At 72.0% G+C, this 13999-nt stretch carries 9 protein-coding genes; 3 read left to right on the top strand and 6 right to left on the bottom strand.

The annotated features are described in order from the left end of the window. Nucleotides 1–109: 109 nt before the first annotated feature. Nucleotides 110–1072 carry a UDP-glucose 4-epimerase GalE gene (gene galE, locus DEJ09_RS15495; protein WP_111089178.1) on the bottom strand — a complete coding sequence of 321 codons (963 nt, stop codon included), beginning with the start codon at nt 1070–1072 and terminating at the stop codon, nt 110–112. A 99-nt stretch (nt 1073–1171) separates the two neighbouring features. Further along, the gene (manA, locus tag DEJ09_RS15490; RefSeq protein ID WP_111055275.1) at nt 1172–2380 is read right to left on the bottom strand and encodes a mannose-6-phosphate isomerase, class I; all 1209 of its coding nucleotides are present in this window, start codon (nt 2378–2380) and stop codon (nt 1172–1174) included. A 66-nt stretch (nt 2381–2446) separates the two neighbouring features. On the opposite strand from manA, the gene DEJ09_RS15485 reads away from it, so the two are divergent. Beyond that, complete coding sequence (locus tag DEJ09_RS15485) at nt 2447–3826, top strand: O-antigen ligase (protein WP_111089160.1); 1380 nt, start codon at nt 2447–2449, stop codon at nt 3824–3826. Between the two features lie 13 nt (nt 3827–3839). Here the strand turns inward: DEJ09_RS15485 and DEJ09_RS15480 are convergent, their stop codons facing one another. Further along, nucleotides 3840–5192 (bottom strand): hypothetical protein, encoded by a 1353-nt coding sequence (locus DEJ09_RS15480; protein ID WP_111089159.1) that lies wholly within the window; start codon nt 5190–5192, stop codon nt 3840–3842. A 92-nt stretch (nt 5193–5284) separates the two neighbouring features. Between DEJ09_RS15480 and DEJ09_RS15475 the strand changes: the two genes are divergently transcribed. Next, nucleotides 5285–6586, top strand: coding sequence for an O-antigen ligase (locus DEJ09_RS15475; protein WP_146243540.1), 1302 nt, complete (start codon nt 5285–5287; stop codon nt 6584–6586). A 95-nt stretch (nt 6587–6681) separates the two neighbouring features. Here the strand turns inward: DEJ09_RS15475 and DEJ09_RS15470 are convergent, their stop codons facing one another. Further along, a complete protein-coding gene (locus DEJ09_RS15470; RefSeq protein WP_111029478.1) occupies nt 6682–7428 on the bottom strand; it encodes a polyprenol monophosphomannose synthase in 747 nt (248 codons plus the stop codon). Beyond that, on the bottom strand, nt 7425–9911 hold the full coding sequence (locus DEJ09_RS15465; RefSeq protein ID WP_071405761.1) for a glycosyltransferase: 2487 nt from the start codon (nt 9909–9911) through the stop codon (nt 7425–7427). Before DEJ09_RS15465 ends, DEJ09_RS15470 begins: the two co-directional genes overlap by 4 nt. A 138-nt stretch (nt 9912–10049) precedes the next feature. On the opposite strand from DEJ09_RS15465, the gene DEJ09_RS15460 reads away from it, so the two are divergent. Beyond that, nucleotides 10050–11336: a glycosyltransferase gene (locus DEJ09_RS15460; protein WP_181433381.1), complete on the top strand. Its 1287-nt coding sequence runs from the start codon at nt 10050–10052 to the stop codon at nt 11334–11336. 81 nt (nt 11337–11417) lie between these two features. Here the strand turns inward: DEJ09_RS15460 and DEJ09_RS15455 are convergent, their stop codons facing one another. Further along, nucleotides 11418–13910 (bottom strand): hypothetical protein, encoded by a 2493-nt coding sequence (locus tag DEJ09_RS15455; RefSeq protein ID WP_111089157.1) that lies wholly within the window; start codon nt 13908–13910, stop codon nt 11418–11420. Nucleotides 13911–13999: the final 89 nt, after the last annotated feature.

Below are 13999 nucleotides of genomic sequence, written 5' to 3'. Positions count from 1 at the left end.
CGCGGATCATAGAAGGCACTGACCGCTCCAGCGTGTCATGTCCCCCGTTTGGGCGTGTCGCAGCGCTCGGGTGGGCCTTCCGGGGGACAACTGACTCGTCCTCAGGCGCTCAAGAGGCGCTGCGACGGGCCTCCCAGGCGCTCGACACCATCTCGTCCAGGGAGTGCCGCATGGCCCACTCGAGGTCACGGGCGGCGGCTTCGCCGGTCGCGACGATGCGGGCCGGGTCGCCGGGGCGCCGCGGTGCGATCTCGGGGTCGAAGGCGATCCCGGTGCCCGACGCCATCGCGTCCATGATCTGCCGGACGCTCACGCCGTCGCCGCTGCCGAGGTTGTAGGCACGCTCGAGCGGCTCCCCCGCCTCGAGCTTCCGCGCGGCGACCGCGTGCGAGTGCGCCAGGTCGGCCACGTGCACGTAGTCGCGGACGCAGGTGCCGTCCGGGGTGGCGTAGTCGTCGCCGTTGATCCGCGGGGTCCGGCCGGCGAGCAGCGCGTCGAAGACCAGCGGGAACAGGTTGTGCGGGCTGGCGTCGTACAGGTCGGGCTCCCCCGAACCGACGACGTTGAAGTACCGGAGCGACGTGGTGGTGAAGCCCGCGGCGACCTCCATGTCGCGCAGCAGCCACTCGCCGATGAGCTTCGACTCGCCGTACGGCGACTCCGGGTTCTTCGGGGTGGACTCGACCACGGTCTCGACGTCCGGCGTGCCGTAGACCGCCGCGCTGGACGAGAAGACCGCCTTGGTGACGCCGGTCTCGGCCATCGCGCGCAGCAGGGTCGCCATGCCGGTGACGTTCTGCTCGTAGGTGTGCAGCGGGCGCTCGACCGAGACGCCGGCGTACTTGAAACCCGCGACGTGGACCACGCCGGTGACCGCGTGCTCGCGCAGCGTGCGTGCGACGAGCTCGCCGTCGAGGATCGTGCCCTCGACGAACGGCACGTCGTCCGGGACGAACGCGCGGAAGCCGCTCGACAGATCGTCGAACGCGACCGTGTCGATGCCGGCCGAGCGCAGCGCTCGGACGACGTGGGACCCGATGTACCCGGCACCGCCGGTGACCAGCCAACTCATGCTCGCCACGCTAGCGGACGTCGGCGACGCCCCGGTGGCGGTGTGCGGGTCCACGCCACGGCGTGCGGCCCCGCGCCGGTCCCGGTGCCGGTCCGGCCCCTAGGCGCCGGTGGCGATGAACACGGTCGACGTGATGCCGTCGGAGGAGTCCGCCTCGACCGTCACGTCGCCCTCGTCCGGGGTGATGAAGCACGACTCGCCCTTGCGGAGCAGGGTCGCCGACTGCGCGCCGACGAGCGTGACGACGCCCTCGGTGCAGATCGCGATCGACGGCCCCACGAGCGGGGCGACCCCGCCGGTGCTCAAGCCCACCGGGCGACCGTCACCGTCCACCCGCAGCAGCGCGAAGCCGACGCCGTCCGGCGCGAACCGGTCGACGCCCTGGGCGATGCGCTCGGGCTCGAGGACCGGTGCCGGGTACGCGGTGAAGTCGAGCACCCGCAGGAGCTCCGGCACGTCGACGTGCTTCGGCGTGAGCCCGCCGCGCAGCACGTTGTCCGACGGCGCCATCAGCTCGATGCCGAGTCCGTCGAGGTACGCGTGGATGTTGCCGGCGGGCAGGTACATGGCCTGCCCCGCGGTGAGCGTCACCCGGTGCATGAGCAGGGAGACGACGATGCCGGGGTCGCCGGGCCAGCTGGTCGCCAGGTCGCGGACGGTCGCGGTGTTCGGGGTGAGCAGGTCGTCGTCGAGCGAGACGGCCAGGTCGCTCGCGGCCTGCACCACGGCGAGCGCGGACTCGTCGGCGGTCTCGAGCCAGCGGACGGTGTCCTCGAGCCCGTGCAGCAGGTGCACCTCGAGCGGACCGAGGCGGCCGGTACCGGCGTCGAGCACGCGGACCTCGGCCAGGGTCTCCTCGACCGGGCGGAAGCCGCTCAGCGCCTCGAACCGCTCGCTCAGCGCGACGACGAGCTCGGGCTTCGGGAACGGGTCCTTGTAGTTGCGGGCCGGGTCGTCGAGCGGGATCCCCTCGCGCTCCTCGCGGGCGAAACCCTCTTCTGCTTGCTCCGGGGTCGGGTGCGCCTGCAGCGAGAGCGGTGCCGCAGCGGCGAGCACCTTGAGCAGGAAGGGCAGGCCGGTGCGGTCCGGACCGAGTGCGGTCTCCGGCTCGTCGGCGATCCAGTCGCGGAGCGTGTCGGCCCCGCCGACCATGGCCGGGTTGACCACGACACTGGGGCTGCCGGCGTGGGCGCCGAGCCAGAGCTCCGCCTGCGGGGCACCCGTGACGGTGCGGCCGAGGAGCTCCGGGATCGCGGTGACCGAGCCCCAGGCGTAGTCGCGGGGGGTGTTCGTGATGCCGAGGAACATGGGCCAGAGCCTACCGGCGCTGCCGGTGGAGTCCTGCGGACGGCGACCGGCCGGTAGCCTGGCGTCGTGACGAACACCTGGCCACTGGCGCGCGGGACCGTACCGGAGCGCGAGGCGTTCGCCTTCGGAGCGACGACCCTGTTCGTGCTGTTCGCGGGCGACGCCGTGCCGAACACCCTGACCTGGGTCGGGGCCGGCGTCCTCTGGGCCCTCGTCGCGGCGTGGGGCATCACGATCCTGGTCCGGGCGAGGCCACCGCTCGTCCGCACTCCCTGGGCGCTCTGGGCGTTCCTCGGCTGGTGCCTGGTGACCCTGGTGTGGTCGCACTGGCGCTTCGCGACGATCTCGAGCCTGACCGTGCAGGTGATCTGCGCGGCCGTCGCGTTCACGATCGCCTCGACCCTGACGTGGCGCCGGATCACCGACGCCCTGAGCCTCGCGCTCCGCTGGGTCCTCATGCTCTCGCTCCTGTTCGAGGCCGCCGTCGCGGTGTTCGTCCGGCACCCGATCGCCCCGATCTGGACGGACTACGGCGACCGCGACGTCCCCGACGCCTTCTACTTCTCGCGCGCCGAGCTCTTCACCGGGGGCCGGATCCAGGGGCTACCCGGCAACGCCAACCTGCTCGCGATGGTGGCCCTGCTGGTCGCGATCGTGGTCGCCGTGCAGTTCGCCGAGGGCCGGATCCGCCGGAACCAGGCGATCGGCTGGCTCGTCGTCGCGGCACTCGGCTTCGTCCTCACCCGCTCGTCGACGGTCATCGCCGCCGCACTCGTGGTGGCCGTGGTCGCACTCGCCGCCGTCTGGATGCGCCGTGTCCCGACCGAGCGCCGCACCCCGCGCTACCTGCTGCTGGCGGTGGGTGCCGTCGTCGTCGCCGTCGCCGCGTTCGTGCTGCGCGGCCCGGTGTCCGAGCTGCTCGGCAAGGGCTCGGACGCCACCGGACGCGGGGAGATCTGGGCCAAGGTGCTCGGCCTGATCGACCAGCACCCCGTGGGCGGCTGGGGCTGGATCGGGTACTGGTGGCCGGGCATCCCGACGCTCGCCGACCTGGCGCAACGCAAGGGCGTCACGTACCTGCAGGCCCACGACGCCTACCTGGACGTCTGGATGCAGACCGGCATCATCGGCCTGGTGCTCTTCGCGATCTACGTGGTCACGACGCTGTCCCGCTCGTGGGCCTGCGCGACCCGCATCGGGTACGACGCCGCGCTGCGTCCGCGAGCCTTCGACCCGGTGTCGCTCCTGCCGCTCCTGGTCGTCGTCGCCCTGCTCGTGCAGTCCGTCGCCGAGTCTCGCCTGCTCTACCAGGGGAACTGGGTGCTCTTCGCCCTGCTCGCGATCAAGACGCGCATCGTGCTGACCGGCGAGGAACCGGTGTCCACCGGCGACGGTCCGCGCACGCCGCCCGCCAAGCGCGAGTTCCGCTGGGCCGGCACGCGCTGACCCGCACGCTCCCTCAGCGCGACAGCCACGAGCACGACACCGGGGACGACCACGGGTTCGACTTCACCCGGGCGACCTCGAGCGTCGGGTCCGCGTCGCACGCCGCCACCGCCGCCGGCAGTTGCCCCGCCCACACCGGCCCGTCGCTCCGCCGCGTGTCCGTCGGCGCGACGTGCAGGACCGCCGACGCGACGACGGCGGTGACCACGCACCAACCGGCCAGCGCGCCGACGAGGCGACCAGGGCCTCCCGTCCGTCCTGCAGCACGCGACCAGCTGCGGGCGTCCACGAGCGTGGCGGCGGCGACCACCGCGGCGCTCACCAGCAGCAGGCCGGCGGCCGCGGCGTAGCGCTGCGGCGGCACGGCGGCCATCGCGGCGACCGGCGCCGACCAGCGGAGGCCGTCACCGCCGTTGGCGAGCAGGGCCACCCACCACACCGCGACGGAGCCGACGGCGAGGGCTGCGACCATCCACCGGGTGCGCGCCGGCCCGACCACGACGGCCGCCACCAGGACGACGAGCAGCAGGGCCGCCGGCACCACGACGACCGCCCATCCGTGCTCGACCACCGCCGTCAGGACCGCGCCGAGGTCCGGGTCCCAGGCACCCGCCACGGGACGCAGCAGGTACCCCGCGAGCACGTCGCGCACCGCCGGCGACCCCGTGGCGAGGGCACGCGGACTCGTCAGGGTCGTGATGCCCTGCACCGCCAGGGCGACGACCACGACGAGCGTGACCGGCAGCGCGGTCCACCGGCCGGCCGGTCCGGGCGTCCGGCCACGGGGCGTCCAGGCGAGGAGCAGCAGGGGCGCGAACAGCGCGGTGAGCGGTTCGGTGAGCACGGCCGCACCCGCGACCACGGCGAGTGCCCCGGCCGCCCACCACGACCGCGCACGCCACGCGAAGACCCACGGCACCAGGACGAGCAGGAACCAGTGCAGGTTCGCCGCGTTGCCGCTGATCTCGTACGGGGCGAGCGGCAGGACGACGGGGACGGCGGCGAGCACCAGCCGCAACGGCCACGGGCGGACGACGTCGCGGGACAGCACGAACACCAGGGCGCAGACCCCGCCGACGACCGTGCACGCGGCGAGCGCCACCACCTGCGCGTACCGCTCGGGCGGCAGCGCGTACCCGAGGTCGACGATGAGGCGCGGCAGCAGGTGCACGTACCCGGCGTAGGGGTGCAGCAGGGTGTCGACGGGACCCATCGCGATCCGTTCGCGCAGGAACACGCCACCGTCCTCGGCCCAGACGGTGTTCCGCGGCACCGGGCCGAGCCGGTACCAGGCCAGGGCGGTCGTGAGCAGGCCGACGACGACCGCGACGAGGGGGACGCCGGCGACCCTGCGCGCGAGGTCCATCCGGTGAGGATAGTTCGGTCATCGCGCATCGTCGATACAGCCACACCGCGATGCGGTGTGCTCGTCACGAGGTCGTGCGCCAAGATGGACGCGTGACGGACGGCCGGGTGAGCAGACAGGTGCTCGGGCGCCGGTACCTCTCCGCCTGGATCGGCTTCTCGGCCGGTGGACGGTTCAGCCAGGCGCTCGCGACGGTCATCGTGCTGTTCGGGTTCGGCCAGCCCACCGTCGAGGCCCTGGTCGGCCGGGCGGGGACCTGGGCGGTGCTCGTGACGCTGTTCGTGCTCGCGGGGCTGAGCCTGCTCGGCCAGCGCTACCGGATCGAGTGGCACGGGGTCCTCCCCCTCTCGCTGCTGGCCTTCGTCGGCTACTGCGCATTGAGCGTGCTCTGGAGCGAGTACTCTTGGGTGGCGCTCCGCGGACTGGTGCAGACCGTGTGCTTCATCGGCCTCGGGCTGTACCTGGCCCTCGGCCGCGACCTGGTGCAGGTGATCCGGGCCTCGGGCGACGCCTTCCGGATCCTGCTCGTGACGGCCCTCGGACTCGAGGTCCTGTCCGGCCTGGTCCTCGACGTCCCGTTCCCGGCGTTCGGCATCCGCGGCGACATCGCGTACGGCGGCCCGATCCAGGGCATCGGCGGCACCCGCAACTTCATGGGCTTCATCGCCGCGATGGCCCTGGTCACCTTCGTGGTCGAGTTCCTCACCCGCTCGGTCACGGTCTGGCGTGCGATCGCCTCGACCTCGCTCGCCGTGATCGCCCTGATGCTCGTGCAGTCCCCCATCACCGGGCTCGCGATGATCGCGCTCGCCGTCACCGCGCTGGCGCTCTGGTCACTCCGGCACGCACGACCGGCGACCAGACCGGTGGTCAACGGCGTCCTCGGCGCGGTCGTCCTGCTGACGCTCGCCGTCGGGGTGCTCGCCCGGCACCGCCTGCTCGCCGAGATCGGGGCGGCCGGCGGCACGGCCACCCGGACGGACCTGTGGTCGCAGATCCGGGTCCTGGTCGAGCGCTACCCGATCCAGGGCTGGGGCTGGGTGGGCACGTGGCCGACCGAGCCCGTCGTGCCCTACGTCACGCTCATCGACCCCGCCGGCGTCCGGTTCACCTCGGGCCTGAACGCCTTCGTGGACGCCTGGCTGCAGATCGGGTTCGCGGGCACGCTCATCCTCGGCATCACCGCGTTGCTCGCGTTCGCGCGCGCCTGGGTGACGGCGACGACGTTCCCCGGGGTGGCGTACGTGTGGCCGGCCGCCGTGCTCGTGCTGCTCGCCGTCACCAGCACGGCGGAGAGCTACCTGCTGCACGGCGCGGGGCTGATGTTCTTCGTGACGGTCCTCGTGATCGCCGCGCGGCGCCGCTCGTGGCGCCGGCACCTGCCGCGCGTGTAGCGGCGGTACGGCGCGACCCACGGCCGGCCTGGAGGCCCGTGGCGGCCCCGCACCGCGCCTCCAGGCCGTCGCGCCCAGCGTTCCGGGCGCGCGCGCTACGGACGCGTGCGGCGACCGAGGCGGCGCTGCACGCCCCACTGGGTGACGCGGAGCATCGCCTCGAGGACGATGGACCGGCTCATCTTGGAGACGCCGTGCACGCGGTCGCGGAAGCGGATGGGCACCTCGACGATGCGGCCACCGAGGGCGTCCACGCGCAGCGTCATGTCCACCTGGAAGCAGTACCCCTTCGAGTCCACCGACCCGAGGTCCATCCGCGCGATCGCCGACGAGCGGTACACGCGGTAGCCGGCGGTGATGTCCCGCACGTCGAGCCCGAGCACCAGGCGGGCGTAGGTGTTGGCCCCGCGGCTGAGCGCCTGGCGCCGGAGCGGCCAGTCGACGACCGACCCACCGGGGACCCAGCGGGACCCGATGGCGAGCAGGACGTCGTCGGACGCGGTCACGGCGTCGACCAGGGCCGGCAACCGGTCGGCCGGGTGCGAGCCGTCGGCGTCCATCTCGACCAGCAGCGGGTACCCGCGCTCCAGACCCCACCGGAACCCGGCGACGTACGCCGTGCCGAGCCCGAGCTTGCCGGAGCGCTGCAGCAGGTGCACGCGGTCGTCCGCGGCCGCCAGGGACCGCACGATGTCCCCGGTGCCGTCCGGGCTGCCGTCGTCGACGACGAGCAGGTGGGCACCGGGCACCGCCGCCAGCACGGCGGCGGTGATCGCACGGATGTTCTCGGCCTCGTCGTACGTCGGGACGATGACGAGGGCGGTGGTCTCCCCCGGGGTCACCGGTTCAGGCGCCGCTTCACCTTGCCGGCGACGCTCCGGGGTCCCTCGGTGCGCAGGTAGTGCACGGCACGGCCGAGGTCGTAGCGGACGCCGGAGAGCTTCTTGCGCTCCGGGACGCGGACACGCATCTTGTGCGGCTCGATCGACGACGCGGTGTCGCGCACCGACTTGTCCGCAGCGCGGATCGGGTTCCGGCAGAACTCGACGAGCGGGGCGAGGACGTTCTCCCACGTGAACTGCTCGCGCACGCGGTCGACGTTGCCGATGAACTCGGTGCGGGCCTTCTTGTCGAAGAGCGCCGTCTCGAGCGCGGTGGCCAGACCGTCGATGTCCTGCTCGTGCACCGCGATGCCGAGCTTCTCTTCTGCGACGAGGTCACCGAACGAGTCGCCTGCCGTCGTGACGATCGGCAGACGCGCCCACAGGTAGTCGAGGATGCGGGTCCGGAACGAGAAGGTGGTCTCGAGGTGCTCGTAGTGCGTCGAGACGCCGGCGTCGGCCTCGAGCAGGTAGGCACCGCGCTCCTCGTACGGGATCCACTGGTCGTTGAAGAACACGTGCTTGCCGGTGAGACCGAGGGCGTCGGCCTCGGCGCGGACCTTCGCGACGATGTCCATCTCGGGGACGTCGGGGTTCGGGTGCTGCACGCCCATGAAGAAGAGCTTCACCGACGGACGGCGCTCGGCGAGCTGGGCGATCGAGCGGACCAGGGTGATCGGGTCGAACCAGTCGTAGATCCCACCGCCCCAGACGACGAGCTTGTCGTTCTTGCCGATGCCCGGCACGACGCCCTTGACGCGCTGCTGGTCGTGGACCGGCGGCGTCGAGGACAGGCCGAACGGCACGACGCCGATGAGCGAGCGCAGGTCGGCGTCGCGCGAGTACGTGCGGGCGTTCACACGGCCGGAGCCGGCGAGCTGCCCGAGCCAGAACATGCGCTGGCGCTCGGAGGCACAGATGAAGTAGTCGCCGAGCTCGAGCTGGTGGTTCAGCGTGTCCGAGGCGTCGAGGATCTGGCGGTTCCACTTGTCGACGTCGTCGCTGCGGCCCTGTTCGAGCTGCTCGAGGTGCAGCGGGTCGTAGACGTCGACGACCAGGATCTTGCTGGTCGACTCGAGCACCGGGAACAGCCGGAGCGCGTGGCCCTGCACGATGATGACGTCGGCCCAGCCCTCGTGCTCGACCATCTGGCGCGGGTGACGGTGCGGGACCGTGACGACCTCGTACGACGGGTCGATCGGCGACGAGCGGGTCAGGCTGACCACGCGGACGTCGTGCTCGGACGCCAGCTGCTTGGCCATCTGGGTGGCACGGATCGCCGGACCGGCCATCTTCGCGCCGATCGAGTCGCCCGTGATGATGAGGACGCGGCGACGGGTGCCGACCTCGAGCACGCCGAGGGAGTGCACGATCTTGTCGTAGCCGGCCAGGTAGTTCTCGATCGGGTAGGCGGGCTCGTCGCGGTTGCCGAACAGGCGGAGGAGCTCACGGTCGGACCGGACGCGGGTCGCCTGGATCTGGCGGCGGGACTCGGTCATCGACGGCAGCTGCTCGACGAACTGGTCGACACCGTAGATGCCCGCCATGCTCGTCTTCGGCACCGGGATCGTCGGGACGCTGTCGTCGCCGGGGTTGCGCAGGTCGAGCTCGGTGGAGTCGAGCTCCCCGCGGCCCACGGCACGACGGACGGCGAGCGCCAGGGAACCGGGCAGCGCCGCGGCGAGCTGCTCGTCACCGAGGTTCTTGTAGAGCGTGAACAGCGCGTTCCGCTCGAGCAGGTAGGTCTCGCGGAAGTCGCCGAACTTGTTCATCGACGCGTGGTGCTTGTGGAACGCGACCGACTTCGGCTGGTACCGGAAGCGCCAGCCGAGCAGGTTGAGCCGCCAGCCGAGGTCGACGTCCTCGTAGAACATGAAGTAGCGGTCGTCGAAGCCGTCGAGCTGCTCGAAGAGCTCCGCGCGGATGAACATCGCGGCGCCGGTGCCGAACAGGACGTCGGTCTCGCTCTCCCACCGGCCGGTGTCCGGCGACCCGGCGAAGGGCTTGTAGCCCATGCCGTACCAGGTCATCGCGGCCTCGGTGAAGTCGACGTTGACGCCTTCCCAGTCGAGGACCTTCGAGGCGACGGCGCCGATGTCGGCACCGGAGGCGAAGGTGGCCATCGCCTCGCGCACCCAACCGGTGTCCGGGCGGGCGTCGTTGTTGAGGAACGCCACGACCTCGCCGGAGGACTTCTCGACGCCGAGGTTGCACCCGCCGGTGAACCCGAGGTTCGCGCCCGCGTCGATCAGGGTGAAGTCGAGGCTCGAGGCCTTCAGACGCCCGAGGTGCTCGGGGCCCGAACCGTTCTCGACGACGATCACCTCGAGCTTGTCCTGCGGCCAGTCCTGCTTGCGGAGTTCCGCGATGCTCGTCAGGGTGTCGTCCGTGCCCTTGTAGTTCACGAGGATGACGGACACGACTCCCGGCTTGCGCTCTGTCACGCGAGTTCCTCCAGCAGCTGCCGCGCACCGGGCGCGGGTCGATGGGTCGGCCAACGGGGTGCCGCGGGCCGATGACACCCTACAAGGCGCGCCCAGGGACTCCCTGCCGCCGCTGCGGATTCGTGCAGAATGGCGTGCGTGACCGCAGTGATCCCGAGCACCCCCATGTCCTCTCCCCTCCGCGAGGACTACGCGGCCCTCGCGGCCGACGAGCACGCCGAGGGCCCCCGCGGCACGATCCGCTTCGCGGTGTCGACCGCCGACCCGACCGAGGGCAAGGGCGACCTGTTCGTCGCGCTCGGGCTGGCACGGGCACTCCGGGCCGAGGGCTGGGGCGTCGCGATGTGGCCGCTCGAGCGCTGGGGCGAGGAGCTCCCCGCCGACACCGCCGTCGTGGTCAGCATGATCGAGTCCTTCGTGCCCGGGTACGTCCCAGCCGGCACCGCCCTGGTGGCGTGGGTGCGGAACTGGACCGCCAAGTGGGCAGCCCTGCCGTACCTCGACGAGTTCGACGCGGTCTGGACGTCGTCCGGGATCGCCCGCGACGCGATCGCGGCCGCGTACTCCGGCCCCGTCGAAGTGGTGCCGATCGGCGTCGACACCGAGCTGTTCACGACCGACGCCCCCGCACCGCGCGAGCGCACGGACCGCGCCGTGACCACGGTCAACTTCTGGGGCGTCCGCCGCCGCGTGCAGGACGTCCTCGCCGAGGTCGCCCCGGCCGAACCGATCGTCTGGTTCGCCGCGAACGTCGACCACGTCGAGGCCTCCGCGGGCGTCGAGCTCCGCCCGGCCGTGTCCTACTTCGCCCTGCCCGAGGTCTACCGCGCCGCCGGCTTCGTGGTCGACGACGTCATCGAGCCGGCCGCCGAGTACGGCACCCTGAACTCCCGCCTGTACGAGTCGCTCGCGTCCGGGGCGCTGCCGGTCACCGACTGCGCGCTCGGGCTCGACGAGCTCGGCCTGTCCGACGTGCCGGTGTTCGACGACGCCGACTCGCTCGAGCGCGTGCTCGCGATGCCCCGCGACGAGCGCACCGCCCTGGTCGCCCGGCTCCGCGCCGTCGTGGTCGAGCGGCACTCGTTCCGCAGCCGCGCCGAACAGGTCGGTCCGTCGCTCGACGCCGCCGTCGCCGCCGCCTCGGGCCGGAGCGGCGAGCGTGGCGCGTTCCTGCGGTGGGCCACCGCCCAGCGCGAGACGCTCCGGCAGACCGAGCACGACCGCGACGTCCACCTGGCCGGCGTGCACGACATCAACGAGCGCCTGGTCGAGTCGGAGCAGAAGGTCGGCGCGTACGACACCGCCCGCCGCCTGGCCGAGGCGGAGCGCGACCAGATCGCGGCCCGCCTCGAGGGCCTCACGCGCTCCCCCGAGTACCGGCTGCTGCACGGCGTGGGCCTGATGGCGCGGCGCGTGCGCCGCTGACGGCGGTCGACGCGACCCACGACGGACGGGAGGCCCGGTACCAGCTGGTACCGGGCCTCCCGTCCGTCGTGTGGTGCCCGTCTACTGCACGGTGACGGTCTTCGTGCCGAAGCTCTTGTAGGTGCCGCTCGGCAGGTCCTGGAAGTAGACGCGCACGGTGTGCGTGCCCTTCTTCACCCCGGTGAGCTTCCGCGACAGGCCGACGTCCGAACCCCAGTCCGGGTGCACGGCCTGCACGTCGGTGCGGGTCGCGTTGACGGTGCCCGGCGAGACGGCGACGCCGTCCAGGTGGATCTTGTACTTGACCGGGTCCCAGACGTCCGGGTCGATCGCCCAGCCGGCCACGGTGATGGTGCCCGTGCCGCCGGTGACGGACTCGTACAGGCCCTTGACCGAGCCGGTCTTGCCCGTCTTGCCGGTGGTCGGCGGGTCGGTGACCGTCACGCTCTTCGTGCCGAAGCTCTTGTACGTGCCGCTCGGCAGCTCCCGGAAGTACACGCGCACGGTGTGCGTGCCGGCGGTCAGCCCGGGGATCTTCAGCGAGAGGCCGACGTCGGAGCCCCACGCGGGGTGCACGGCCTCGACGTCGGTCCGCTTCGCGTTCGCGGTCCCGGGGGCGATGGCGACACCGTCGACGTGGATCTTGTAGGCGACCGGGTCCCAGACGTCGGGGTCGATCGCCCAGCCGCGCACCGTGGCGCTGTTCACGCCACCGACCACGGACTCGAACGCACCCTTGAGCGAGCCGGTCTTGCCCGTCTTGCCGGTCGTCCCCGACGCGTCGGGTTCGGCGGTCGACGCGGCGGTCACGGTCACGGACTTGGTGCCGAAGCTGACGTACTTGCCGCCCTGCAGGTCCTGGAAGTAGACGCGCACGGTGTGCTTGCCCGCCTTCAGGCCGGTGAGCCGGAGCGTCAGGCCGACGTCGGAGCCCCACGTCGGGTGCGTCGCCTCGACGTCGGTGCGGGTGGCGTCCGCGACTCCGCTGTTCGTACTCACCCCGTCGACGTGGATCTTGTACTTGACCGGGTCCCACACGTCCGGGTCGATCGCCCAGCCCCGCACGGTGGCCGTGCCGACGCCGCCGGTGACGGAGTCGTACGACCCGCGCACGGCACCGGTCTTGCCGGTCTTGCCGGTGGTCGGGGCGTCCACGACGACCGACTTCGACGCGACCTTCACGTACTTCGTGCCGGGCTTGTCCATCACGTACAGCGTCACCGCGCGCGAGCCCGCGCTGATGCCGCCGATCGTCTTCGAGAAGCCGAGGGTGCTGCCGACGCCCGGGTAGACCTTCGCCACGTCGGTGCGGGTCTTGTCCGCCGTGCCGGTCGCCTTGCTCACGCCGTCGACGAGGATCTTCCACGAGCCGGGCTTGGACGAGTCGGGGTCGAGGACCCAGCCGGTGGCCGAGATCGTGCCGACGCCGCCGGTCACCGAGTCGAGGACGCCCTTGGGGGCCGCGCTCGTGATGGTCCGGGTGTAGCAGCCGAGCAGGGTGTTCGCCCCGCGGCCCTGGTTGATGGCGTAGCTGCAGACGGAGTGCTTGCCGAGGCTCAGCCCGGTCAGTTCGGCCGAGAACCCGTGCCGGGTGTTGTTCGCGCCGAGGGTGCCGGCCAGGTCGCTCCGGGTCTTGTCCGCGGTGACGGTCTTCGCGCCGGCACCGTCGACGTAGAACGCGACGCGCAGGGCGTTGGTGGTGTCCGGGTCGGCCGCCCAGCCGGTGACCGTGATCGACGAGGTGGAGGTCGCGGTCACGGAGTCGACGTCGCCGTAGGGGTTGCCGCCGCCGGCCGCAGCACCGAACCAGTCGGTGTACATGCGCCAGAAGTTGCGGTTGCCGTAGGCGGAGCAGCTGTCACCGGAGCCGTAGAGGTTCGACATGGCCGCGGCGTTCGGGGTGTACGGGGTGTAGATGTACAGGCTCGCGGTGGCCTGGTTCTGGATGTAGACGGACTTCCGACCGCAGGCCGCGTTCGGGTTGAGCAGGATCGAGTTCGTCCGGCCCGCCTGGTACGCCCACGAGGTCGGCGACGCCTGGTACCGCTTGAACTGCAGGGCCGCTGCGTAGACCTGCTGGCCGAAGCCGAAGTACGCCGGGTCGCACGGGGCGGTGTCCGGGCACGCGAAGCCTGTGGCGTGCAGGTACATGTAGGACGTCGGCGAGGACGTCGTGACGATGCCCTGCTCCTTCTGCAGGAGCACGAGGAGCACCTTCTGGCTGATGCCGCACGCGGCACCGACCTGGGCGATCATCGTCGCGGCCGACTTGGTGCCGCCGGCGATCGCGCTGCACCGGCCGGAGACGGCGCCGATCGCGCTCATCTTCTGCGAGAAGTCCTTGAGGCAGGCGGGGCCGCTCGACGACTTCCGGCAGTTCGGCGCGACGCTCGTCAGGAACGACTGCACGGCGGCGGCGTTCATCGCCGAGCCGTTGTAGAAGTTCGCGTCGCTGATGATGTTGCCCGGGTCGAAGTCCGAGGCGACCGCGGCCGAGGCCGACTGGGTCGTGGTCTGCTCCGCGAGCACCGTGCCGAAGGTCAGGCCGCTCACCGCGACGGCGAAGGCCGCCACCAGGGCGAGGGAGCTCCGGAGGGAACGGCGGGAGCGGGATGCTCTGGGGGCATCCCGCTCCCGCCGTTCCCTCCGGAGCTCCCTCGCCC

Origin of the sequence: Curtobacterium sp. MCLR17_055, from assembly GCF_003234305.1 — a bacterium.
In the GTDB taxonomy this organism is placed as follows: domain Bacteria; phylum Actinomycetota; class Actinomycetes; order Actinomycetales; family Microbacteriaceae; genus Curtobacterium; species Curtobacterium flaccumfaciens.
The sequence above is the reverse complement of the archived record's forward strand: the minus strand, read 5'-3'. Positions and strand labels throughout refer to the sequence as shown.